This is a genomic window from Rhizobium hidalgonense (assembly GCF_002914525.1).
Taxonomy (GTDB): Bacteria; Pseudomonadota; Alphaproteobacteria; order Rhizobiales; family Rhizobiaceae; genus Rhizobium; species Rhizobium hidalgonense.
This window is the reverse complement of sequence record NZ_LODW01000051.1, coordinates 100,353-124,969: the sequence shown is the minus strand read 5'-3', so window position 1 is coordinate 124,969 and position 24,617 is coordinate 100,353. Positions and strand designations below refer to the sequence as shown.

Annotated in this window: 22 protein-coding genes and 1 pseudogene; 14 read left to right on the top strand and 9 right to left on the bottom strand. The window is 60.8% G+C overall.

Annotation, left to right across the window (positions count from 1 at the left end):
* Positions 1-7 precede the first annotated feature (7 nt).
* Positions 8-982: a RuBisCO large subunit C-terminal-like domain-containing protein gene (locus tag ATY29_RS14100; protein WP_097536700.1), complete on the top strand. Its 975-nt coding sequence runs from the start codon at positions 8-10 to the stop codon at positions 980-982.
* A gap of 468 nt (positions 983-1,450) precedes the next feature.
* On the opposite strand, the gene ATY29_RS14090 is transcribed toward ATY29_RS14100, so the two are convergent.
* The 8 genes from ATY29_RS14090 to ATY29_RS14055 form a co-directional block, all read right to left on the bottom strand.
* Positions 1,451-2,206, bottom strand: coding sequence for an ABC transporter ATP-binding protein (locus ATY29_RS14090; RefSeq protein ID WP_097536707.1), 756 nt, complete (start codon positions 2,204-2,206; stop codon positions 1,451-1,453).
* 47 nt (positions 2,207-2,253) lie between these two features.
* Entirely contained in the window at positions 2,254-3,243 is a 990-nt protein-coding gene (locus ATY29_RS14085; RefSeq protein ID WP_097536698.1) for an ABC transporter ATP-binding protein, read from the bottom strand.
* A 1-nt stretch (position 3,244) separates the two neighbouring features.
* Positions 3,245-4,102, bottom strand: coding sequence for an ABC transporter permease (locus ATY29_RS14080; protein ID WP_097536697.1), 858 nt, complete (start codon positions 4,100-4,102; stop codon positions 3,245-3,247).
* A 3-nt stretch (positions 4,103-4,105) separates the two neighbouring features.
* Complete coding sequence (locus ATY29_RS14075) at positions 4,106-5,110, bottom strand: ABC transporter permease (protein ID WP_097536696.1); 1,005 nt, start codon at positions 5,108-5,110, stop codon at positions 4,106-4,108.
* A 114-nt stretch (positions 5,111-5,224) separates the two neighbouring features.
* The gene (locus tag ATY29_RS14070) at positions 5,225-7,129 is read right to left on the bottom strand and encodes an ABC transporter substrate-binding protein (RefSeq protein WP_097536706.1); all 1,905 of its coding nucleotides are present in this window, start codon (positions 7,127-7,129) and stop codon (positions 5,225-5,227) included.
* A 192-nt stretch (positions 7,130-7,321) separates the two neighbouring features.
* The gene (arfA, locus tag ATY29_RS14065; protein ID WP_097536695.1) at positions 7,322-8,830 is read right to left on the bottom strand and encodes an arabinosylfuranosidase ArfA; all 1,509 of its coding nucleotides are present in this window, start codon (positions 8,828-8,830) and stop codon (positions 7,322-7,324) included.
* 211 nt (positions 8,831-9,041) lie between these two features.
* Positions 9,042-9,968 carry an ArsR/SmtB family transcription factor gene (locus ATY29_RS14060; RefSeq protein WP_172642999.1) on the bottom strand — a complete coding sequence of 309 codons (927 nt, stop codon included), beginning with the start codon at positions 9,966-9,968 and terminating at the stop codon, positions 9,042-9,044.
* 150 nt (positions 9,969-10,118) lie between these two features.
* Positions 10,119-11,189, bottom strand: coding sequence for an acyltransferase family protein (locus ATY29_RS14055; protein ID WP_097536694.1), 1,071 nt, complete (start codon positions 11,187-11,189; stop codon positions 10,119-10,121).
* 207 nt (positions 11,190-11,396) lie between these two features.
* Here ATY29_RS14055 and ATY29_RS14050 point away from each other — a divergent pair.
* A pseudogene (locus tag ATY29_RS14050) lies at positions 11,397-11,602 on the top strand (alkaline phosphatase family protein); the annotation flags it as partial.
* A 62-nt stretch (positions 11,603-11,664) separates the two neighbouring features.
* Here ATY29_RS14050 and ATY29_RS14045 read toward each other — a convergent pair.
* A complete protein-coding gene (locus ATY29_RS14045; protein ID WP_097536693.1) occupies positions 11,665-12,423 on the bottom strand; it encodes an IclR family transcriptional regulator domain-containing protein in 759 nt (252 codons plus the stop codon).
* Positions 12,424-12,549: 126 nt separating this feature from the next.
* Between ATY29_RS14045 and ATY29_RS14040 the strand changes: the two genes are divergently transcribed.
* The 12 genes from ATY29_RS14040 (at position 12,550) to ligD (ending at position 24,614) form a co-directional block, all read left to right on the top strand.
* Positions 12,550-13,257 carry a 3-oxoacid CoA-transferase subunit A gene (locus tag ATY29_RS14040; RefSeq protein ID WP_097536692.1) on the top strand — a complete coding sequence of 236 codons (708 nt, stop codon included), beginning with the start codon at positions 12,550-12,552 and terminating at the stop codon, positions 13,255-13,257.
* Complete coding sequence (locus ATY29_RS14035) at positions 13,254-13,943, top strand: 3-oxoacid CoA-transferase subunit B (RefSeq protein WP_097536691.1); 690 nt, start codon at positions 13,254-13,256, stop codon at positions 13,941-13,943. The genes ATY29_RS14040 and ATY29_RS14035 overlap by 4 nt, the downstream gene beginning before the upstream one ends.
* A 9-nt stretch (positions 13,944-13,952) precedes the next feature.
* Positions 13,953-15,158 carry a 3-oxoadipyl-CoA thiolase gene (gene pcaF / locus ATY29_RS14030; RefSeq protein WP_097536690.1) on the top strand — a complete coding sequence of 402 codons (1,206 nt, stop codon included), beginning with the start codon at positions 13,953-13,955 and terminating at the stop codon, positions 15,156-15,158.
* Positions 15,159-15,207: 49 nt separating this feature from the next.
* Positions 15,208-15,690, top strand: a complete 483-nt coding sequence (locus ATY29_RS14025; protein WP_097536689.1) for a GNAT family N-acetyltransferase — start codon at positions 15,208-15,210, stop codon at positions 15,688-15,690.
* A 114-nt stretch (positions 15,691-15,804) separates the two neighbouring features.
* On the top strand, positions 15,805-17,019 hold the full coding sequence (locus ATY29_RS14020; RefSeq protein WP_097536688.1) for an MFS transporter: 1,215 nt from the start codon (positions 15,805-15,807) through the stop codon (positions 17,017-17,019).
* 114 nt (positions 17,020-17,133) lie between these two features.
* On the top strand, positions 17,134-17,910 hold the full coding sequence (locus ATY29_RS14015) for a hypothetical protein (RefSeq protein ID WP_097536687.1): 777 nt from the start codon (positions 17,134-17,136) through the stop codon (positions 17,908-17,910).
* 103 nt (positions 17,911-18,013) lie between these two features.
* Complete coding sequence (locus ATY29_RS14010; protein WP_097536686.1) at positions 18,014-19,171, top strand: hypothetical protein; 1,158 nt, start codon at positions 18,014-18,016, stop codon at positions 19,169-19,171.
* The gene (locus ATY29_RS14005; protein WP_097536685.1) at positions 19,113-19,445 is read left to right on the top strand and encodes a hypothetical protein; all 333 of its coding nucleotides are present in this window, start codon (positions 19,113-19,115) and stop codon (positions 19,443-19,445) included. The genes ATY29_RS14010 and ATY29_RS14005 overlap by 59 nt, the downstream gene beginning before the upstream one ends.
* A gap of 219 nt (positions 19,446-19,664) precedes the next feature.
* On the top strand, positions 19,665-20,459 hold the full coding sequence (locus ATY29_RS14000; protein ID WP_003564072.1) for an SDR family NAD(P)-dependent oxidoreductase: 795 nt from the start codon (positions 19,665-19,667) through the stop codon (positions 20,457-20,459).
* 100 nt (positions 20,460-20,559) lie between these two features.
* Complete coding sequence (gene glgX, locus ATY29_RS13995) at positions 20,560-22,716, top strand: glycogen debranching protein GlgX (protein ID WP_003564070.1); 2,157 nt, start codon at positions 20,560-20,562, stop codon at positions 22,714-22,716.
* Between the two features lie 15 nt (positions 22,717-22,731).
* Positions 22,732-23,739, top strand: coding sequence for a DNA topoisomerase IB (locus ATY29_RS13990; RefSeq protein WP_025418953.1), 1,008 nt, complete (start codon positions 22,732-22,734; stop codon positions 23,737-23,739).
* Complete coding sequence (ligD, locus tag ATY29_RS13985; RefSeq protein ID WP_025418952.1) at positions 23,736-24,614, top strand: non-homologous end-joining DNA ligase; 879 nt, start codon at positions 23,736-23,738, stop codon at positions 24,612-24,614. The genes ATY29_RS13990 and ligD overlap by 4 nt, the downstream gene beginning before the upstream one ends.
* Positions 24,615-24,617: the final 3 nt, after the last annotated feature.

Sequence of the window (24,617 nt, the reverse complement as noted above, 5' to 3'; positions counted from 1 at the left end):
TTGAAACATGGGTCAATTCTCAATGGAAATATCTGGCTGCGCCGGGTCAGCTCTCAGTGGAAATCAACAATTTAAGCCACGTGTCGGGTTTAAGCTCGACGCTCTGGAAGCAATCGCGAATGATGTGTTGGCTGCTGGTTTTAACGTTGTCGAACTCGACACGCGTTTCCTACCGGTCAATCGCGCTCACTTAGCCCAACTACGTGAGATTGCTGCGCGAATCGCGGATAAGCAATGGTCCGGCCGTTCTGGGCGGCTCTCTTTAAATTTCACCCTCCCAACGCCCGTGTTGTTAGAAGAGATCCAAGCGTTTTGTGAGCAGATCCCTGCACCTGTAGTTGCCAAAATAGACGGAGGGCTGAATGGTATTGATTCTATCCAAAGCGTGCGCCGCGCTAAGATAATAGATCAACAGGGCCAACCCCCTATTATAACATGCTACCCCCTGTTGCGTAACGCACTTTCGAACTATGTCCCGCCGGATAAAGTGCTAGATGCTCTGATTTTGTCTGGAGCCGACGTAATTTACCCTGGGGGCCGGCCGGATATTGGCCATATGAAAAGGTCCTTAGATTCCAGTGTTCAAAATAGCTTTGTGCAGGCGGTCCAGCGTTATCGCGACCTCGTCCAGCGTCAGGAAGCGATGCCCACGATAGCCGGGGGAATCTATGCAGGCCAACTTCACGCATATTACGAGTTGCTTGGCCCAGATGTCGGGTGGGTGCTCGGAGGTGGGGTTACTTTGCATCGAGACGGACCAAAGGCGGGCGCGGAACTTTGCGTTGACGTTGCGCGAGCAGCTGCCGAACTAAGACAAAAAGCGGGCCGATCATGGTCCGCCAACCTTAGCAAGCGCTTGGTCACCAGGTGTTCCGAAGCGTATCTGGGAACGTCCCAACTGTCGAATAGCGAGTTGACTTATTTCTCTCCATCAGAGAATCTCAACATCGCTCGATTGGCCCCATTTGAAGTGAAAAAATAGTTTGGTTATAGATATATGGTGCGCGCTTAACTCCTCATTTGGAGGCCCTCTCCTCGCAATTGTCACAGTTGGTGGCGGCATATCTTTTGGAAAGTCGATCATCTCTTTTCCCAGAAAGTTCGATACCGCGAATGTCGCTGAGCGCAACCAAAGAAACACCTTTAGATTCTGGACACTTGTATTTGGCTTGCTCACCTTTCTCGGTGCGGTCGGCAATGTCGTTTTGTACCTATACGCGTATGCCCTCCTGAGATCTGGCGCCACCGCATGCCCGATCAGTCCGGCGTCTGATGTTGCCTTTACCGCGCTTTACGGTTTTTATGCAGGTATCGCGTCGACTTGCCTGTTTGGAGTTGTTTACTCGTTCCGCATGGCCAAAATGGCGACTTTTCGATAGTTCGTGCTACCGTTCAAGCTTGTAGTCACCAGAGTCGAGCGCGATGGCACTCACCGCCTTCTCCCCACCACTCACCCCACCCCACTAAAATCCGCCGCCAGCACCGCATCCTTCAGCGCCCGCGAATACTCATGCTGCGGATCATCCAGCACCGTCCGCGCCCGCCCGCGCTCGACGATCTCACCTTTGCGCATGATGATGATGTTGTCGCTGACGTAATAGGCGGTCGCCAGGTCATGGGTGATGTAGATGATCGAAAGACCGAGCTCGCTTTTCAGCCGGCCGAAGAGGTTGACGATGGCCATGCGCAGCGACGCGTCGACCATCGAGACCGGTTCGTCGGCCACCAGCAGGCGCGGTTGCGGGATCAGCGCCCGGGCGATGGCGACCCGCTGCAACTGGCCGCCGGAGAGTTCGTGGGGAAAGCGGCCCTTCACCTCTTCCAGCGTCAGGCCGACGTGGTGGAGGGCGGCGTCGGCCATCTTCTCCGCCTGCTGCCGATCCGGCCGTTTTCCCGCGGAGAAGTTTCGGGCGGTCTCGAAGAGATAGCGGTCGACCCGCTTTAGCGGGTTGAAGGCTTCGAAGGGGTTTTGCAGCACCGGCTGCACCTCCTTCATGAAAGCCGTGCGTTCGGCCCGGCTGTGGATGGCGACGGTCTTGCCAGCAAATTGCAGCGCGCCTTCGCTCGGCTCGGTCTGGCCGAGGATCATCGCCGCCACCGTCGATTTGCCCGAGCCGGATTCGCCGACGATCGAGAGGATCTCCGGCTCGTCGCCGAGCTCGAAGCTGACATCGTTGACCGCGGTGATCAGCCGCCGGCCGAGCATGCCGCCCTGGCGGTAGATTTTCGTCACATGCGAGAGGCTAAGCAGAGTCACACCTGATCCCCCGTAACCGCAAAACACGCCACCCGCCGCTCCGGCGCGACGGTGACCAAGGGCGGAACCTTCTGTGAGCAGATCTCCATGCGTTTCGGGCAGCGCGGATGAAACCGGCAGCCTTCCGGCGGCATGGCAAGGTTCGGCGGCCGCCCCTCCAGCGAGGGCCGGGTGCTGGGGTCGCCGATCTTCGGCAGGCTGCCGACAAGGTGCTGGGTATAGGGGTGGAGCGGCATATTGAAGAGCTTGGCGGTCGGCGCCTCCTCAACCAGCCGCCCGGCATAGACGATGCCGATGCGGTCGGAGACGGTCGCATGCACGCCCATATCATGGGTGACGAACAGGAAGGACGAGCCCATCTCGCGCTGGATGTCGCGGATCATCGTCAGCACGTCGCGCTGCACGATCACGTCGAGCGCCGTCGTCGGCTCGTCGGCGATGATGAATTCCGGCGTCAGGATGGTGGCGAGCGCAATGGTCATGCGCTGGCGCATGCCGCCGGAGAGTTCGTGCGGATAGGCGTCGAGCAGATGCGGATCGAGCTTCAGCCGCTGCAGATGGACGGCAACCTTTTCGAAGAAGATTGCCTTGCTCACCTTCATGTGGCGAAAGGCGAAGTCGGTGAAGGAATGGCGGATCCGGCGCACCGGATTGAGCACATTCATCGAGCCCTGCATGATATAGGAGAGATGCTTCCAGCGCAGCGCCATGCGCTCCTCCGGCTTCATCGCGTAGATATCCTGGGTGCCGCCGCCGAAGTGGAATTTGACGTTGCCCGAGACGACCCTCAGCGGCGGCCGGATGGCGCCGGCAATGGTCTTGATCAGCGTCGTCTTGCCGCTGCTCGATTCGCCTGCAAGGCCATAGACCTCGCCGCGGCCGATCGTCAGGCTGATATCGTCGACGGCGCGCACCTCGCGATCGACGCCATAAAGGAAGGCGCGGTAATAGGCTTTCAGGTTCTGGATTTCGACCAAATTCTCCATGCTAACTTCCCATCCGGTTCAGCCGGCTGCGCGGATCATTGTATTCGTTCATCGACATGGAGAGCAGGAAGAGCGCCAGGAAGAGAATGACGATGACGGCGACGGGGGCGGCCACCCACCACCATATGCCCGAAATCAGCGCCGAATGCGCATTGGCCCAGTAGATCATCATGCCCATGGTCGGCGTCTCGATATCGGTGAAGCCGAGCACCGAAAGGGTGATCTCCATGCCGATCGACCAGATCATGTTGTTCATCGTCGTGGCAAAGACGATCGGCAGCACATAGGGCAGGTGCTCCTCGACCAGGATCTTGCGCATCGTCATGCCGGAATAGACGCTCTGGGTGGTAAATGGCCTGCTCTTCAGGCCGATCGCCACCGAGCGGATCAGGCGGGCGTCATAGGACCAGCCGAGCGAAGCCATGATGACGATCAGCGCCGTCCAGGTCATGCTGTCCTTCAGCACGACATAAAACAGGATCAGCAGGGGAAATTGCGGGATGACCATGACGCTGTCGTTGATCGCCATCAGCACCCGGTCGACTGCGCCGCCAGCGTAACCGGCCACCAGGCCGACAACAAGCGAGATGATGCGCGAGAGAAAGGCGACGCCGATGCCGAAGAACAGGGTGTTGCGCAGCGCCGTCGTCAGCTGCCAGAAAACGTCCTGGCCGCGCGATGTGGTGCCCAGCCAATATTCGCCGTCCGGCGGCATGTCGGGCGGCAGGAGATAGATGTCGGTCGCGCCGTAGGGCGAAAAATACGACAGGATGACGAAGCCGACGATGACGGCAAAGAGCAGCAGGCCACAGAGGAATTCCATGTTCTGGCGGGCGAGGTCGCGGATGATGGTAAACATGGCCTATTCCACCTTGATGCGCGGATCGATCAGCGGGCTCAGAATGTCGATGATGAACACGGCGGCGGCAACGCCGACGATCGACAGGGCGCTGAGGCCGAGCACCAGGCTGTAGTCGCCGGCATGCACCGCTTCGATCAGCAGATTGCCGATGCCCGGATAGCCGAAGACGATTTCGGTGATGACGGTGCCGTTGAAGATCGCGCCGAGCGACATGGCGAGCCCGGTGAACTGCGGCACCATGGCATTGCGGGCGATGTAGGAGCGCAGGATCTTGCGCTTCGGCACGCCGCCAAGCTCGGCGAAGACAACATAATCGTCGGTGATGATGTTGGAAACCAGCGCCCGCATGCCGATCAGCCAGCTGCCGGCTCCCACAAGGATCAGCGACAGGGCCGGCAGGATGGAGTGTTTGAGGATATCGAAGACCAGGGCAAAGGAGAGGTCCAGATTGGCGTTCATCTCGTAGCCGCCATTGATCGGCAGCACCGGCCAGATAAAGCCGAAGACGATCAGCAGCACGAAGGCCAGGATATAATAGGGAATGGGCAGCAGGGCGATGAAGACGAGGCTGACGGCCTTCAGCACCATGTCCTTGCGGTAATAGCCGGCGAGCGCGCCGATCGCATTGCCGAGCACGAAGGTGATCAGCGTCGACACCGTCATCAGCCCGATCGTCCACGGCAGTGAGCGCAGGATGATGGTGGAGACGGGTGTGGGAAAAGCCGAGAGCGAGGGGCCGAGATCGCCGGTCGCCAGCCGCAGCCAGAAATGCACATATTGCTGCCAGATCGAGCCCTGCATGCCGTAGAGCTCGCGCAGCGACTGGCGCATCAGCTCGATCGCATTCGGATCGGACTGGCCCATCTGGGTGATGGCGCCTATGCTTTCTTCGACCGGATCGATCGGGGTCAGATGGGTGACGAAGAAGGTGATCGTCACACCGAGAAAGACGACAAGCAGAAACTGACCGAACCGCTTCAGCACAAAGATCAGATAGGACGTCATAAGGCAGTGGTTCCTCTCTGGTTCCCTTCTGGAAAGGATCGACGAGCATGGGCTGGGCCGCATGCCCGTCGATTAGGGGGCCGGCGCGCAACACTCGCGCCGGCGTTGGGAGGATTATTTCGGTTGAGCCGGCTTCAGCTTGACCATCATCAGCCTCGAATTCGCCCAGTTCGGCACCGGATCGGTATAGGGGTCTGCGATCGTCGGATAGCCGGTCCAGTAGGTCGTATCCATCGAGGTGAAGACGTTATAGGACATCAGCGGGATCGTCGGCATTTCGCGGGCGACGAGCTTCAGATAATCCTTGCCGAGCTCCATGCCCTTCGGATCGTCGGCGCTGATGCCGCGGATGCTCTCGATGATCTTGTCGAGCTCCGGGTTGGACCAGCGTTGCCAGTTGCGCGGCGGCTGAACCTCACCCTTCTTGGCGACGAACTGTGAGTGCCAGCTGTCGAGGAAGAAGGAAAGGTCGGGATCGCCGCCCCAGGTTTCGACGCTCCAGGCGATCGCCACCTGGAAATCGCCGGGCTGCAGCGCCGTCTGCCAAAGCTTCGCGGCCGGCACCGCCTTGGCGTCGATGCCGAAGGCGGCCCATTGCTGGGCAATCAGCGTGCCGGCGCGGGTGAAGACCGAGCGTGTGTCGCCTTCCACCGTCATCCGGATCTTGAAGGGCTGTCCATCCGGGGTCAGCCATTTGCCGCCGGATTTCTTGAAGCCGGCCTTCTCAAGCAGTTCGCCGGCCGCTTTCGGGTCCGGTTTCCACCAGCCGTAGCCGAAGGCACCAGTGATCGCCTGCGGATCGGTCGGGATCTGGTCCTTGAACTTCGGCTGCTTGCGCAGGATATCGGCGATCTGCTGCCCGACCGTCGGGTCATAGGGCTTGATCTTGCTCTTGCCGGTATCGATCTCGAAATCCTTCAGCCAGTCCTGCATCGGCGCCTGATAGTCTTTCATCGTCGCCGCCGTCGGCGGCACGCCGAGCGCCGAAAGCGTCGCCGCCCCGCGGTAGCTCGCCATGTCGACGGCCTTGATGTCGATCAGCAGGGCCAGCGCCCAGCGCACATCGGCATTGTCGAACGGCGGATTCTGGTTGTTGAAGATGACCGCCGGCAGCGTCGGATCCGGATGGGCGAAGGGGAAGCCCGGGAACCAGGTCTCGATCGTCTTCGACTTCTCCTTGAGGGTGAACATGCCCTCCGGCGTGTTGTCGTGGATGATATCGAGATTGTGCTCGAGCTGGGCGATGGTGCGTTTATCCGGCGGGCCGGGATCGGTATAGGTCACATATTTCGGGGCAGGCTCGCCGAAGCGGGCAAGCGAGGTCCGCTGCCAGTCGTCGCGCTTTTCCCAGGTATACCATTTGCCCTGCGGATCGTAGGACTTCAGCTTGTAGGCGCCGAGCGAAACGGGATTGGCGAAATCATAACGAAGCGGATCTTCGACTTTCTCGAAGACGTGCTTGGGCATGATCCAGGCGCCGTTCCAGCGCACGGTGAAGATGGCGTGGAAGCGCGAATTCGGCTTCTTCAGCTTGAACACCACGGTCTGGGGGTCGGTCGCCTCGACGCTTGCCACCTGCACCGAGAAGGCCGCACTCCAGACCATGCCGGGATGGTCCATCTGCGTCTTGACGGTATAGACGACGTCATCGGCCGTAAACTCGACGCCGTCGCTCCAGAAGAGCCCCTTGCGCAGTTTCACGGTCATCTCGGTAAAGTCGGCATTATATTGCGGCTTGTCGGCGGCGAGCGAATTGTCCCAGCTCGCGCCGCCAAGCCCTTGTTCGGGGTCGATATACCAGAGCGTATCCATGGTCAGCTGCTGCAGGCCGGTGGAAACACCGCCGCCGCCATTGACCCAGATGTTGAACCAGCCGGGATTTTTGATCGTCCCCTCCGGATTTTCGACGATAAGCGTCTCCTTGCGCGGCAAGGAGGTGTAGTCATCGGCCCTCGCCGTCGCGGCCAGGCCGAGCGTGGCCAGCACGAAGCCGAATGCAAACCTCTTCCACTGTTGCATGAACTCCTCCCAAGTAAGCGACGATACGGCGGCCGCTGGGGCGCGCATGGGCATGTCGCGGTTGTCGATTCGCAGAAGCATCAGGGCTTTAAGCCCGGAGCTTCAGCGAACCATCCTCCGGCCCGCCTGCCTCCTCGCAGTGGGCCGATTTTCTCAGCCGGGCCCTATATCGAGTTTGCCCGGCGGCGGCTGTCACACCGACAGCCGGATGACGTTGTAGGACAGCGGTTTCAGCGCCGCCCGCACCCGTCCATCTTCGATCTTGGCGCTCTCGACGCTGACCGGAGCGACCGTTTGCGGCCGCTGCGCCGTGTTGACGGCTTCGAGATCGCCATGGGTCATTTCCACCTGCTCGATCAGGCGGGCGCCGGCAAAACCTTCCAGCCGCACGTCGAGATCAAGCGCCGTGTCCGGATGGCGGTTAACGGCAAAGAAGGTCAGCGTCTTGCCCTCTTCGGAATGCACCGCCGAGACGTCGAGATAGGGAACTTCGTTTTCCTCGTCGCTGTCATAGGTCGGGCCGTCGACGACGAGCTGCAGCGCCGTGCCGCGGCCATATCGGGAGGCGTAGTAGAAGGGGTAATAGATCGTCTGGCGCCAGGCCGCACCGCCATCCTCGGTCATGATAGGGGCGATGACGTTGACGAGCTGGGCGATGCAGGCGATGCGCACCCGGTCGGAGCGGCGAATGAAGGTGTTCAGGATACCGCCGACCTGTAGCACGTCCTCGAAATTATAGATATCTTCCAGGAGATGCGGCGCATCCGGCCATTCGTCGCGCGCCAGGATCTCCTTGTCCTGCTGGTTGGAATGATACCAGACGTTCCATTCGTCGAAGGAAATGCCGATCGTCTTCTTCGAGCGCTTTTTCGCCTTGATGTAGTCGATGACGCCGCCGATCGTGGTGATGTAACGGTCGAGCTTGGTGGCGCGGGAGAGATAGTTGAGTGTGTTCTTCTCGCGATTGGCGAAATACATATGCAGCGAAATATGGTCGGCGCTGTCATAGCACTGCTCGAGCACTTGGGCTTCCCAATCGGGATAGGTCTTCATCTCGGAATTGGACGAGCCGCAGACCACGAGTTCGAGCGACTTGTCGAAGCCGCGCATCGCCTTTGCCGTCTCATCCGCCAGCCGGCCATATTCATAGGCTGATTTGTGACCGACCTGCCAGGGGCCATCCATCTCATTGCCGAGACACCACAATTTGACATCGTGCGGATCGGCCCAGCCATGCTTGCGGCGCAGATCGGAATAATAGGTACCGCCGGGGTGATTGCAATATTCCAGGAAATTGCGGGCCGCATCCAGGCCGCGTGAGCCGAGATTGACGGCGAGCATCGGCTTGGTGTTGGCCTTCTTGCACCAGTCGACGAATTCGTTGACGCCGATCTGGTTGGCTTCGCGGGTGCGCCAGGCAAGATCGAGGCGCACCGGCCGCTCCGAACGGGGGCCGACGCCGTCTTCCCAATTATAGGCCGAGACGAAATTGCCGCCGGGATAACGGCAGTAGGGCGTATCGAGATCACGCACCAGATCCAGCACGTCGCGGCGGAAGCCGTCCTCATCGGCTGTCGGATGTCCGGGCTCGTAAATGCCGCCGTAGATCGCCCTGCCGAGATGCTCGAGAAATGAGCTGTAGAGCCTGGAATCGATGGTCGCGATGCGGAAATCGCGGTGAACCACAACGTTCGTCTTCAACGGATCCTCCCGTTTATATATCAGATATTTTGTTTTCTTGCTCCTAACTTGATATCAGGAATGCCGATCTGTCAACCGAGTCCCGGATTTAATCATACTTATGGCTTGTTGATAGAAAATCATTTATATACAGTATGTTACAAATATTTAGCAGCCACTAAAACTCAAAATAATCGGCATTTATAAATCAGGATATCCGATACTGAAAAATTCAGACGTGCAGCCGCATGATGATGTCGCGACCGTGATTGCCGAAGCCGCGGCCAAAAATATTGACGCCGCCGGTATGGCCGGCATTTTCGGCGATGCCGACCCTGAGCCGGATGGAGGAATGCTGGCCGAGCGCCAGATCGCTCAGCGTCACATTCGAGGCGGCGACGCCGTCGATGAAGGTCCCGCGCGTCGAAATCCGCCAGGTCTTCATCATCCCGTACTGTGAGCCTTCGAGTTTCCACCAGGCTGGCGTGAAGGCGCCGCGCTTGTCGCCGTAGTCGCCGGGCGACGTCCAGGTGCCGATCGCCATGCCATTGACCCAGAGGGTTATATCCGAGGGCCAGTCCGCATTGGTGCCGGGCACTTCCGACGACAGTTCCAGCGAAAACTCGATGGCGCGGATGTCCTTGTTCAATACCTTGGCATTGTTGGGGAATTTGTATTCCACATAGCCCCTGCCGAACCACACAAGCCCGGCCTGCATGCGCTGCGGATCGAGGAAATAGTCGGGCACATCAAGCGGTCCGATGACGCTTTCGCTGGAGCAGAGACCGCAGGGCGCATGCACGTCGCAGCTGGTGTAGAGCCCGACCGGCATCTCGACTTCGATGATGTTATTGGCCCGCTGCGCGGCACTTTCCTCGAAGCTGATCAGGATTTCGCTATAGGTCGCCGAGCAGATTTTCTGGTTTCCCTTGCGGGCCTTGGCCAGCCGCGAATCCACCAGCCCGGCCTCTTCCAGGATCTGAATGCCGGTTGCGACGGTGGATTGGGGGAGGGACAGCGCCTGGGCAATATCGTTGATGTTAAGCGGGCCCTTGGCGCAGAGCAGCTTCAGAATCTCGATCCGCGCCGGCGCCGAAAGCGCCCGTATCGCCTCATGATTCTCGCCCGCGGCAATCGTCAAAAACGAACGTTCCATCATTCCCCCACTATTTCCGATGGAATGATGTATATCGGAAATTATGATACGGCAAGTGGAGTAATTCCGAATGGTGTCCGTATCCCGCGTCAAAGTCCGGCTGTGACGGTCAAGAACGCCAGACGTCGCGCGTAGTGTAAATCGACCTCAGTCTCAAGGACTGACAGGCTGTCGCTGAAGGAAGGTGAGCCGCTTTAACCGCAGCGCACGCTTTTCCAGGAGATGCCACGAAAGCCAGCCAAGCAACCACGCTGTCGGCAGGGAAAGGGCAAGGACCGCCCACCACGTGCTATATTGGCCGAGGGCATGGTTCATCACCTGCTCGACTGGCCAGCCATAGAGATAGGTCCCGTAGGAGACGTCGCCCAATCGTTCGAGAGTCGGCATGCGTATGGTTTGCGAGGTCGCGATGTAGACAAGCGGATAGGCGAACAACATGGGTCCGTAAAGATAGGCGGGCCAGAAGACGAGGCAGAGCACACCGAGCGCCGCGAAGATCGATGCCAGGGCTAAATTGGGCTGCCGCTTTTCCGTCACGAACCACAGAAGCGAACCGCAGAAGAAGTAGGGGGCGATAAAAGTGAAATCCGTCAGGAATCGTGTGTTTGGCCACGGATGATCGAAGAAAAGCTGCCAGGTCACCCCCACGGCGAGAGCAAGTGCCATGAGCGGGGCGCGCAGAAGTCCGGTTACCATCAATCCCGCGACGATCACGTAGCAGAAGATTTCCTGCCCGATCGTCCAGAGAGAGCCGTTGACGAAGGTGGCAAGCCAGGAGATTGCGGGATCATAAAACTGCACATGCGGCAGGGTCATGCCAAAGCTCGGGTCGAGCACCGCATGCACCGTCGTCTTCACATGAAGCGACTTGAGCAGGTAACCACTGATGCCCAACGGGCTGAACAAGGCGCCCAAGACATAGACGCTGAGCAGCGTACAGACGATAAACGCCGGATATATTCTCAGCGCCCGCCGCCAGAGAAAAGCGCCTGCGTTGCCGAACTGCGCGCTCTGAGTGACGAGGAAGCCGCTCGTGACGAAAAACGCATAGACGCCGAAGAGGCCAAGGATCTTGCCCTCGCCGAGCAGACGGTGGATGGGCTCGTTCGCCGAGGTCTTTTCCGAGATCAGGAATGCATGCGAGAAGATCACCGTGGAGGCTGCGACGAGCCTGATCATGTTGAAGTTCGGGTAAAATGCCTTCTTGATCTCGCCCCCGTGCATGCGAACCTCCCGTGCTTCTAAGCTTAACAAACCATTAAGGTTAGTTTCGAATGTTGTCACGAGTCGGTGTGGAAACGGGGTTAAGTCGAGTTAATCTCCGAACTGCCAAATTGCGCCTCTGTCAAACCCTTGTTGTTCTACGAATAATCTTTCCTGCCTGGCGGCGGGTGCTGCATTATCTTTGGCGGGGGGCGGCTCGCCGTCATTGGCAACCGCATTCCGGCCTTCGTCATCTCGCCCTTTGCCAAGGCCGGCACGGTCGACCACACCCAATACGACACGACCTCGATCATCCGCCTGATCACCGCGCGCTACGACCTGCCGGTTCTGCCCGCATCGTCGCCCGCGACACGGCGTTGCGCGCCAATGGCCAGCGGCCGATGGGCAACCTCATAGCCGCGCTCGACCTGACACCTCGACCGATTGCACGCGGCCCCGATTTCGACCGGGCCGCGTGCCGCCTCCAGGCTGTTCTTCATCGGCGCAGCAACGGCCGCAAGGCGGCCTGCGTTTCCTTCAGCAGCGGCAGGTACTGCGCCTTCATCTCGGCAGCCGGGACGAGGGCGGCCGGCGCGCCGATATTGATTGCCGCGACCGTTTCGCCGCGATCGTTTTCAATAGGCACGGCGATCGAGCAGAGGCCGATCTCCAGCTCCTGATCGATGATGGCGTAGCCCTCGGCGCGCACGCGGCGGAATTCCTCGATCAGTTCGTTCGGGTCGGTCCTGGTCTTTGCCGTATTCTGCTTCAGCTCGCTGCGGGCGAGGATGGCGCGCGCCTCCGCCTCGGAAAGCGCTGCGAGCAGCACCCGGCCCATCGAGGCGCAATAGGCCGGCAGGCGGCTGCCGGGGGTGAGATTGATCGACATCACCCGGCGCTGCGCGGCCCGGGCGATATAGACGATCTCGGTGCCGTCGAGCACCGAGGCCGAGGCGCTCTGGCCGGCCTGTTCCGAGAGATGATCGAGATGCGGCTGCAACAGCGCCGGCAGCGGTGTGGCCTCGAGATAGGCATGGCCGAGCCGCAAGATCTTCGGCGTCAGCGTAAAGAACTTGCCGTCGTAATCGGCATAACCGAGCTCGGCGAGCGTCAGCAGCGAGCGGCGCACGGTGGCGCGGTCGAGCGCCGTCAGCCTGGCGGCCTCGGCAATCGACAGCCGCTGCCGCGTTTCACCGAAGGCTTCGATCACTTTCAGGCCGCGGGCAAAGCCGCTGACAAAATCCGTTTCGCGCATAGGTTCCGGTCTCCAATCTGACTACGATTTTGTGCGATATATGAACAAATGTCAAATATCGCACAAACCATCTTGCCCCAGCGTCGGCCGCCCTTTATTTCTGAGGCTGAAGCGGAGGAGATCCCAATGGACAAAACAGTCGCGAGCACGGCGGAAGCCGTCTCCGAAATCGGCGACGGGGCAACCGTCATGATCGGTGGTTTCGGCGGCTCCGGCGCGCCGATCGAGCTGATCCATGCCTTGATCGACAAGGCTCCAAAAAACTTGACTGTGATCAACAACAATGCCGGCAACGGCCGCATCGGCATCGCCGCAATGATTGACGCCGGCTTGGTCCGGAAAATGATCTGCTCCTTCCCGCGCTCGTCCGATCCACGCGCCTTCACCGACAAATACCTGGCCGGCGAGATCGAACTCGAGCTGGTGCCGCAGGGAACGCTGGCCGAACGCATCCGCGCCGGCGGCGCCGGCATTCCGGCGTTCTACACGCCGACCGGCTATGGCACCGAACTGGCCGAAGGCAAGGTCATCGCCGAATTCGACGGCCGCCATTATGTGCAGGAGCGCTGGCTGAAGGCCGATTTCGCCATCGTCAAAGCGCAGATCGGCGATATCCAGGGCAACCTCACCTACAACAAGGCCGGCCGCAACTTCAATCCGCTGATGTGCATGGCGGCGGCCAAGACTATCGCCCAGGTCTCCTCCATCGTACCGGCCGGCGGCATCGATCCCGAGCATGTGGTGACCCCCGGCATCTTCGTCGACCGCGTCGTCACCGTTCCCAATCCCCAGCAGGAAGAAGAGCTCATCCGAGCCGGAGTGGCCTACATATGACCATCGATATCAGGGATGACATCAAACTTTCCAATGCGCAGATCGCCTGGCGCGCCGCCCAGGACATCGCCGACGGCGCCTATGTGAACCTCGGCATCGGCTTTCCCGAAATGGTCGCCCGCTACCAGCCGCCCGGCCGTCAGGCGATCTTCCATACCGAGAACGGTATCCTGAATTTCGGCGAGCCGCCGGCCGCCGGCGAGGAGGACTGGGACCTGATCAATGCCGGCAAGAAGGCAGTGACGCTGAAGCCGGGGGCTGCCTTCTTCCACCATGCCGACAGTTTCGCCATGGTGCGTGGCGGCCATCTCGACGTCGCGATCCTCGGCGCCTATCAGGTCGCCCAGAGCGGCGATCTCGCCAATTGGCGGGTCGGCAGCAGGGGCGTGCCGGCCGTCGGCGGCGCCATGGATCTGGTGCATGGCGCCAAGCAGGTCTGCGTCATCACCGAGCACGTCACCAAGACCGGCGAGCCGAAGCTGGTGGAGAAATGCACCTTCCCGCTGACCGGCGTCGCCTGCATCACCCGCATCTATACCAGCCATGCCGTCATCGACATCGTCGACGGGCACTTCGTCCTGCGCGAAAAGCTGGCCGCCATGTCGCTCGAGGAGTTGCAGGCGATGACCGGCGCGGCCCTCCATGTCGAGGGTCCGGTCGCCGACCTCGTCGTCCCGAAACTCTGAGGAAAAGTCATGACCGAAGCCTTTATCTGCGACTATATCAGGACGCCGATCGGCCGCTTCGCCGGCTCGCTCTCCTCGGTGCGCGCCGACGATCTCGGCGCCATCCCGCTGAAGGCGCTGATGGAGCGCAACGGCGGCGTCGATTGGGAAGCCGTCGACGACGTGATCTTCGGCTGCGCCAACCAGGCGGGCGAGGACAACCGCAATGTCGCGCGCATGTCGGCGCTCTTGGCCGGCCTGCCGATCGCGGTGCCGGGCACGACGATCAACCGGCTCTGCGGCTCCGGCATGGATGCGGTGATCACTGCGGCCCGCGCCATCCGCGCCGGCGAGGCGGAACTGATGATTGCTGGCGGCGTCGAAAGCATGTCGCGGGCGCCCTTCGTCATGCCGAAGGCCGAGACGGCCTTTTCGCGGGCGGCGGAAATTCACGACACGACGATCGGCTGGCGCTTCGTCAATCCGCTGATGAAGAAACAGTACGGCGTCGATTCCATGCCGGAGACCGGCGAGAACGTCGCCGAGGAATATCACGTCAGCCGCGAAGACCAGGATGCCTTTGCGGTGCACAGCCAAGCGAAGGCCGCCGCTGCCCAGACGAGCGGGCGGCTGGCGAAGGAAATTACCCCTGTGACCATTCCGCAGCGCAAAGGCGATCCCGTCATCGTCGACAAGGATGAACATCCGCGCGCAACGACGATCGAGACGCTGGCGAAACTCGGCACGCCCTTCAAGAAGGAGGGCGGGACGGTGACGGCGGGCAATGCCTCCGGCGTCAATGACGGCGCTGCGGCGCTGATCATCGCTTCCGAAGCCGCCGCACGGAAATATGGCCTGACGCCGATCGCCCGCATCCTCGGTGGCGCTGCGGCCGCGGTTCCGCCGCGGGTGATGGGGGTGGGGCCTATCCCGGCCTCGCGCAAGCTGATGGCCCGGCTCGGCATGACCCAGGAGCAGTTCGACGTGATCGAACTCAACGAGGCCTTCGCCAGCCAGGGGCTGGCGGTGCTGCGGGCGCTGGGCATTGCCGATGACGATCAGCGGGTGAACCGCAACGGCGGCGCGATCGCGCTCGGCCATCCGCTTGGGATGTCGGGCGCCCGCATCACCGGCACGGCGGCGCTGGAGCTTGCCGAGACCGGCGGCAGATATTCGCTGTCGACCATGTGCATCGGCGTCGGGCAGGGGATTGCGGTCGCGCTCGAAAGGGTCTGAGCACGCTCGAGCCGTTGCGCGCCGTGCCCGGCTTCTGTAGAAATCGGGCATGCTGATCCGCCCCGCAGACAATGACGACCGAAACGCCATCTGGAGGATCATCGGCCCGACGATCCGCGCCGGCGAGACCTATGCGCTCGACCGCGATCTCTCCGAAGCCGATGCACTTGCCTACTGGATGGGGCCGGATCGCGAGACATTCGTCGCCGCGGAGGATGGGGTCATCCTCGGCACCTACTACATCAAGGCCAATCAGGCCGGCGGCGGGCGGCATGTCTGCAATTGCGGTTACATGACCGATCCCGCCGCGGCCGGCCGCGGCGTTGCCCGCCTTATGCATGAACATTCGCTGGAGCATGCCCGCGCCAGCGGCTTTCACGCCATGCAGTTCAATTTCGTCGTCAGCAGCAACCGGCGCGCCGTTCAGCTGTGGCAGTCCCTCGGCTTCGAAATCGTCGGCCGGCTTCCCGGCGTTTTCCTCCATCCCAGCGAGGGTTATGTCGACGCATTGGTGATGTTTCGCACTCTGTAGGGCTTCCAGGCGAAAAAGATGGGAGGGCGCTGTCGAAATCGCAGCGGCTCAAACGTCTTGAGATTGCGGGGCGCAGGCGTCGCGATCACTCTATCGGCATGGAGGTATGAAGCCATGGGTGTTTCCTATCGTTGGGTCATCGTCGCTGTGGGCGCATTGATGTCGTGCGTTGCCATCGGCGCGATGTTCTCGCTGGCGATTTTCCAGGAACCGATCGCCACCGCGACCGGATGGTCGCATGTCGGCATCGCCAGCGCGATGACACTGAATTTCATCGTCATGGGCTTCGGCGGCTTTCTCTGGGGTGCGGCCAGCGACCGCTTCGGCCCGCGCATCGTGGTGCTGATCGGCTCCGTGCTGCTCGGACTGGCGCTGGTGCTCGCAAGCCGCGCCGAAACGCTCACGCAGTTCCAACTGACCTACGGCATCCTCGTCGGCCTCGCCGCCAGCGCCTTCTTCGCGCCGATGATTGCGGCAACGACCGCCTGGTTCGACGAAAACCGCGGACTTGCCGTGTCGCTCGTTTCGGCCGGCATGGGTGTGGCGCCGATGACGATCTCGCCTTTCGCGCGCTGGCTGATCTCGGCCTATGAATGGCGGCCGGCGATGTTGATCATCGGCATTGCCACCTGGGTGCTGCTGGTGCCGGCGGCCTTTCTCGTCCGGCGCCGGCCGGCCGAAGCCGACGATATCGGCACCGATTTCGCGGCTGGCGGCGCCCGGCCACAGCTGTCGAAAGTCTTCCGGTCGCCGCAGTTCATCGTGCTCGGCCTGACTTTTTTTGCCTGCTGTGCGGCCCATTCCGGGCCGATCTTCCATATGGTCAACTATGCACCGATCTGCGGCGTCGCGCCGATGGCGGCCGTCAGCATCTACAGCGTCGAGGGTCTTGCCGGCCTCGGCGGCCGGCTGCTCTATGGCACCCTTGCCGACCGGATCGGCGTAAAGCCGGTGCTGGTCGCCGGCCTCTTGGTGCAGGCGGGCGCTCTCGCGACTTATCTCTTCGTCAGCCAACTCGGCGAGTTCTATGCGCTCGCCATCGTCTTCGGCAGCGCCTATGGCGGCGTCATGCCGCTCTATGCGGTGCTGGCGCGGGAGTATTTCGGCCAGCGCATCATCGGCACCGTCTTGGGCGCGGCGACGATGCTCTCCAGCCTCGGCATGGCCTTCGGCCCTCTGATCGGCGGCTGGATATTCGACACCTTCGCCAATTATTCCTGGCTTTTCATCGGCTCGGCGATGATTGGCCTCGGCGCGGCGGCGATCGCGCTGGCATTTCCGCCACTCGTGCGCCAGAAGCCGCAGCCGATCTTCGGAGCGACGTCGTGATGAGGTGACCTTAACGGCCTCATTTGCCGTACGGACACACACCGTACGGTTGCTACTTGCATAAATGTGTTTCAGAGTGGTCAGGATCGCTATGTCCGGCTGATGGAGAATCCATTGAGACGCGCGCTCCTGAAGCTCTTGTTCGCAGGTTCCTTTGTGCTTTCGGCGTCGCTCGGCGAGGCAGGTGTCTCACCTTCAAACCAGAGTGAAGCGGCAATAAGGTTTGAAGCGGTGGATGACCTTGCGCGCCAGACCCGTGCGCAAGGGGATTTGCCGCGCTGGTCAAATCCCGATCACGCCGAAATTCTCGCACGGTTTTGGGACGCAAAGGCGACGCTCGGCACGCCGCCCTATATCTCGGCCGATCTGCCGGCACTTCTTGCAACCGCCGATCGGGCAGGCGCCCTTTACAAGACCTATGTTTTGTTCGCGCCGCAATCCGGAGCGGTGCCTGATATGTCCGCCAATACCTCCAAATATCAGGATGAAATCGCGCGAGCTGCCGCCTATCTGCTGCGTGTGCAGGCCGCCGAGTTCGAGGCCATCGCAGATTTCGTTAAAACGCTTCCGGCCGCCGAAATGACGGAGCCGCGCCGGGCGGGACTGCAGCAGATGCGGCTTGGCATTAATGAGATGGTCACTGGTGCCGTCTTGATGTTGCGTTCGCCGGGCCTGTATACGGCCAATCGCAATATTCTCTTGAATAGCCTCGCTGACATCGCCGTAACCATGTCGGCGTCGACGCCGCCGGCGGACAGGGTAGCTATGATCGCGCAAATCGAGGCGGTGTTGCCTATCCTGGCGGGGCCAGAGCGGGAGAATGCGCTTGCGTTCAAATCAGCGTTCGAGCGCAAAGAGTGTACAGGACTGTGCGCCGTGGAAGGGCAGTAGCGATCAAGGGATGCTGCAGCTTTGGGCCGTCCCTTGTCTATCGGCACAACCTGTTGGGTGGTCCGGATGCAGTGTCAAAACTGAATGAGAGCAAGTTTCACTTATGGAAAACACGTCTGCCTCCGCCAGCAATACCGATTGGACGCTGGCCGATTTTCTGAGCACGTATCGCTATTGGGCTCTCTTTTTGTCCTCGCTTCTTTTGGCGATCGGTGGGCAAGGTCTTAGTACAGTCCTTCCCATGATTTCACGAATGATGGGCAGCAGCGCTCAGACTATCGGGATCTTCTATTTCGGATCCACTCTCGGCTGGGGTGTCGGTGCCTTCCTGGCGTTTGTCGTCGCGAGCCGGCGTGCGCGGTCGGCTTTAATTTACCCGCTTGTCATCTGCGCCGTGGTCGCCTTCAGTTTTCTGCCCGCGCCCGCGCTTTGGGGCTCGCCGGCGTTTCTGTTTCTATTTGGTTTGGCATTGGGCACGGTTCGGGCCGTTTTTCCTCTCGCGATCGCCATCCTCCTGGTAAGCGGGCGGCCGGGCAAAATCGACTTCGGCTGCGCTCTCGCTCTCATGTCAACGACGATCCTGATCTCGGCCGTCGCGCCGATCGGCGCTTCGTGGTTGACCGAATTCGATCCAGGTGGTCTGCCCGTCGTTTTGGGTTTCCTGGCTTGCCTGCTCCTCGCTGTCATATTGCTGCTGCCGGCCGGGCACCTAACCTTCGATGAACCTCCGCGTCCGCGACACCGGCCGCTTACGCCACGCCGGCGATCACCTCTCCTGGTCGCTCTCATCCTGAGCATCCCGCCGATCCTCGGCTTTCTAATGGGTCTTGGCATCTATCTGTTTCAGGCGAATGGTTTCGACGTCATTTCTTCCTCCGTCACCTTGCTTCCAGCACTTCTCGTCCTCGGTATTGCTGTCGCCGTCTTTATCTATTTTGCCTTCTGGGTCTATCGTATCCACGGGGAGCTGGCGGGTGCGGCGCAGTCTCAGCGTCTGGTCACGCCGCTTGCGGCCATGCTCATTGCTATCCTTGTGCCGCTTGGATTGGCGGTTCTGGTGATGACCCTCGGCGATCTCCTTAACGATCGCTCACGCAATGCAGACCAAAGACCGTTGGTTTCCATTGTCTGGCTCGGGATCTGGAGCATCATCTTTCCGCCGATCGCCATTGCAATGATCCAGAATGCCGCCAACGACAGCCATGTCGTGGGTTCCAAGGATCTTCACGCCGGTTCCCACGCCCGAACTGAAGAACGATGAGCAGATCTTCCAGATCTGCTACGACAAGACGGCCGTGAAGAGCCACGTGAACCCGGTGCTACCCAAAGCGCAGGCCGCCAAATGCAAACTGGATTTCACCGACATGGGTGACTTGGCCTATGAGGCGAGCTGCAAGGACGGCGATCATCGGCTGCGCATTTCGGAACCTGCGGACGGCTTGTGGCGCGGGACCTACCGCTTCGTCGGAAAGAAGGACGACGTCACTCTGGAGCCCGCTGTCGAATTGAAGAAAATCGCGGAAACCTGCGACTAGAATTTTTCGACCTGCGGCCGTGCATTTGCGCGGGTTGCCAGCCAAAGCGCGCCGCATCAAATTTTGTTCCATGCCACCCGTTTTAGCCCTTTTGTGTTTACGCATGTCGTTATTCCGAAATCGCCCTTTCGTGCATTGCCCTTCGCCGATTTCGGCTGATAGACTTCCCCCGTCTGTTTCATCACCTATGTCCTTAATTTTTCGGGAGGCTTCTTAGCCATGGTAGAACTTGCGCAATCGCTTGCATCCATCAAACTGCCGGATCTCTCGGGCAAGGCTGTGCTGATCACCGGCGCCTCGACCGGGATCGGGGCGGCGCTTGCCCGCGCTTTTGCGGCGCAAGGGGCCAAGGTCGGCGTGCATTACAATGCCAGCCGCGAACCGGCGGAAGCACTCGCCGAGGAAATCCGGGCAGCCGGCGGCGCCGTGCATCTGATCCAAGGCGACGTGTCGCGGGAAGGCGAGACGGAGCGGGTCGTCGAGGAGACCGCGAAGACGTTCGGCCATCTCGACGGGCTCATCAACAATGCCGGTGGCATGCTGGGCCGCAAGCCGACCTCGGAATACACAGACGCGCATTATGCCGCGGTCATGGACCTCAACGCCCGCTCGGTGCTGGCGGCGACGCGGGCGGCCCATCCATGGCTGAAGAAGCAGGGCGGTTTCATCATCAACACCACCTCGATCGCTGCCCGCAACGGCGGCGGCAACGGCGCGATTCTCTATGCAGCCTCTAAAGGCTTCGTCTCGACGATCACCCGCGGCCATGCCAAGGAATTCGTCGCCGATAGGATCCGCGTCAATGCGGTGGCGCCCGGTGTCATCGCCACGCCCTTCCACGAGCGTTATACCAATGACGAGCAGATGGAACTGCAGCGCAAGTCGATCCCGATGGGTTTCGTCGGCACATCGGAGGATTGCGTCGGCGCCTATCTCTTCCTCGCCTCGCCGACACTGTCGGGCTACATCACCGGCCAGATCATCGAGGTCAATGGCGGCCAACTGATGCCGTAGAGGCCTCGGCGAGCCCGCATCGTTGGCTTTTCCCGTCAAGGACGGAACTTTCGAACCGCCGTGACGTTTCCCGCTTGGCCATCTCACCAAGCGGGGCATCATGAGCTTTTCATTTTCGGAACTCGACTTCCTCAAGCCTGAGCTGGGGGCGGAGTATACGGGTTCCGGGACGCATTTCGCTGTCTTCTCGGCTCATGCGGAACAGATAGAGCTCTGCCTCTTCTCACCTGACGGAAAAGATGAAATTGCCCGGCTGCCCCTGCCGAAACGCGAGGGCGACATCTGGTCTGGGTATATCGCCGGCATCGGGCCGGGCACCGTTTACGGTTATCGCGCCCATGGGCCCTACGACCCCAACGCCGGCCACCGCTTCAACGCAAACAAGCTGCTGCTCGACCCCTATGCCAAACAGGTGACGGGGGAGCTGAAATGGCACGATGCACTGTTCGGCTATCGGATCGGCGAGGACGACCTTTCCTTCGACGAACGCGACAGCGCGCCGTTCACGGTCAAGGGCGTGGTTCAGGATCCGGATTTCGATTGGGCGGGTGAAGAGGCGATCCGCCGCCCCTGGCCGGACACCATTATCTATGAGGCGCATGTGCGCGGCCTGACGATGACCCATCCGAAGGTGCCTGACCGGCTGCGCGGCACCTTCCTCGGCATGTGCAGTGATCCGATCATCGATCATCTCGTCAAGCTTGGCATCTCGGCCATCGAGCTCCTGCCGATCCAATATTTTCTCGACGATCGTTATCTTCTGGAAAACAACCTGAGGAACTACTGGGGCTACCAGACGCTTGGTTTCTTCGCGCCGCAATCGCGCTACATGTCGAGCGACAAGATCACCGAGATCAAGACCATGGTGCGGAAGTTCCATGCCGCCGGCATCGAGGTTTTTATGGATGTGGTCTATAACCACACGGCTGAGGGCAGCGAGAAAGGCCCGACGCTCTCCTTCCGCGGGCTCGACAATGCAAGCTATTACATCCTCTCGCCCGACGATCCCCGCCACACCTTCGATACGACGGGGACCGGCAATACGCTGAATGTCGCCCATCCGATGGTGATGCGCATGGTGCTGGACAGCCTGCGTTACTGGGTGGGCGTCATGCATATCGACGGCTTCCGCTTCGATCTCGCCAGCACGCTCGGCAGGCAGGATCTGGAATTCGACCGTCAGGGCCTGTTCTTCGGGGCGATCCGCCAGGATCCGATCCTTGCCGGCGTCAAGCTGATCGCCGAACCCTGGGATATAGGCGAGGGCGGTTATCAGGTCGGCGGTTTCCCGCACCCTTTCCGCGAGTGGAACGACAAGTTTCGCGACGACGTGCGCCGTTTCTGGAAGGGCGACGGCGGCATGGTGTCGGAGGTGGCGGCCCGCGTCACCGGCTCGGCACTGCAATTCAACCATTCAGACCGGGGCGCCACATCCTCTATCAATCTTCTGTCCGCCCATGACGGTTTCACCCTGATGGATACGGTCTCGTTCGACGGCAAGCACAACGAGGCGAACGGCGAGGATAACCGGGACGGCCATTCGGATAACCATTCCGACAATATGGGCGCCGAGGGCGCCACCGATAATGCCGATATCAATGCCGCCCGCGCCCGGCGCCGGCGCAACATGATGGCGACGCTGATGCTTTCCCAGGGCGTGCCGATGATCCTGGCCGGCGACGAGCTCGGCAACAGCCAAGGCGGCAACAACAATGCCTATTGCCAGGACAACGAAATCGGCTGGACGAATTGGGATGGGCTCGACGATCCCTTCCTCGATTTCTGCCGGCAGGCCGTCGCCTTCCGCAAGGCTCATCCCGTCCTCAGGCAGGAGCGGTTCCTGACCGGCGAGACCAGCGAGGACGGGCGTATCGAGATCGCCTGGTACAAGCCGGACGGTAGCTTCATGGATGACGGCGCCTGGAACGACGACGGATTGCAGGTGCTCGGCGTCTATATCTCGAAAAGCGTGCACGCGCCGGATACCGAGAAGATGGACGACCTTTTCCTCGTCCTCAACGCTGGCGGCGACTGTCAGATCCACCTGCCTGTCGTCAACGGGCTGAAACAATGGTCGAGGATCCTCGACACCGGAACGGAGACGGAAGCCTTCGCGGTGCACGATCAGGACAATCCGGTCATCGTCTATGCCCAAAGTGTCGCAGTCTTTGCGCCGACAGGCCAGACGCAGCCGCCGGAGGGGGCGACCAAGGCCCAGCGCCGCCGCTGGTTCCAGTTCGGCCGACGCAGCAAGTAGCAGGTCAACCAGAGCATGAATGCCGAAGCCATTACCGAACTTGGTCTTGTTTATGTCAGCGATACAGACCCGGGCATCCGCAGGCGAAGGAAAGGCAAGGGCTTCAGCTATGTCATGCCGGACGGCACGACGCTTGCCGATGAATTGCAACGGGCGCGCATCGGCGCGCTCGGACTGCCGCCGGCCTATGAAAATGTCTGGATCTGCCTCTATGAAAACGGCCACCTGCAGGCGACGGGCTATGACGCGCGTGGGCGAAAGCAGTACCGCTATCACAAGGATTGGCAATCCTTCCGCAGCGCCGGCAAATTCCACCAGCTGATCGAATTCGGCCGGGCATTGCCGAGGATACGCCGCACCGTGCTGCGCCACCTCGACACCGGTACGGAGGATATCGACGGCGTGCTTGCGGCGCTGACGACTCTGCTCGACGAGGCGCACTTGCGCGTTGGCAACCAGGCCTATGTCAGGGAGAACGGCACCTATGGCGCAACGACGCTGCTGAAGCGGCACCTGAAGATTGTCGACGGGCAGATCGAGCTGAAATTCCGCGCCAAGGGCGGTAAACGCGTCCAGCGCAGTCTCAAACATCCCAGGCTGCAGAAGATCCTGGAGGAAATCGCCGACCTGCCCGGCCGTCAGCTCTTCGTCTGGAAAGATGACAGCGGGACGCTGAAACCGGTCGATTCCGGCCGGTTGAACGCCTATCTGGCCGAGATATCAGGTATTCCCATTTCCGCGAAGACCTTCCGCACCTGGGCCGGATCACTGGCGGCTTTCGGAGCGGCGCGCGAAAAGATCGTTGGTGGCGGCCGGCCGACGGTGAAGGAAATGTCGGAGGCGGCAGCCGAAGCACTGCACAACACGCCGGCAATCTCACGCTCGAGCTACATCCATCCGGCGATCATCGCGCTTGCCGGCAACGATCATCCGTTGATCGAAAGTGGCACCGAACCGCTGCGGGGCTTGCGGGCCGAGGAAAACAGGCTACTTGATTTCCTCACACGCGAGATCAAGGAATGAGCCCGAAAAATCCACCCGCATCGGAGGTCGTGCTAACCCATCCCGACCGTCTCTACTGGCCGGACGAGGGCGTGAGCAAGCAGGGGCTGGCAGATTATTATGCCGCGGTCTGGCCGTTCATGGCGCCTTATCTTGTCAATCGACCCTTGGCGCTGCTGCGTTTGCCGGACGGTATAAAAAGCCATCAGCGGTTTTTCCAGAAACATGCCTGGAAGGGCATGAACCCCCATATCGAGGAGATCGCCGATCCGCAGGAAACGGATGGCGAAAGGTTGCTACGCATCGTCGATTTCAACGGCCTTACGGCGCTGGTGCAATCGGCAGTGCTCGAAATTCATCCCTGGGGCACGACCACCGACAATTGGGAGAAGCCGGACCTGATCACCATGGATCTCGATCCCGGCGAGGACGTGGCCTGGAGTGCGGTGATTTCGGCCGCGCTCGACGTCAAGGCGCGGCTGGAAACCCGCGGCCTTGCCGCCTTCGTCAAGACCTCGGGCGGCAAGGGGCTGCATGTGGTGACGCCGCTGGCGCCGAAGGCCGGCTGGGCCGAGGTGAAGGATTTCGCCCATTCGCTTGCCGAAAGCATGTCGACGGAGGCGCCGGACAAATATCTGTCGACCGCGACCAAGGCCAAACGCGGCGGCCATATCTATATCGATTATCTCCGCAACGGCCGCGGCAACACCGCGGTCGCCGCCTATTCGACGCGGGCACGGCCGGGTGCGCCGGTTTCGATGCCGCTCGATTGGTCTGAATTGAACGAGGTCAGCGGCCCGGCCGCCTTCACGCTCGCCAACGTGCCTCAGCGATTGAAAACCCGTCCGAGCGATCCATGGGGAGGTTTCTTCGATGCGGCCGTACCGCTGCAATAAACC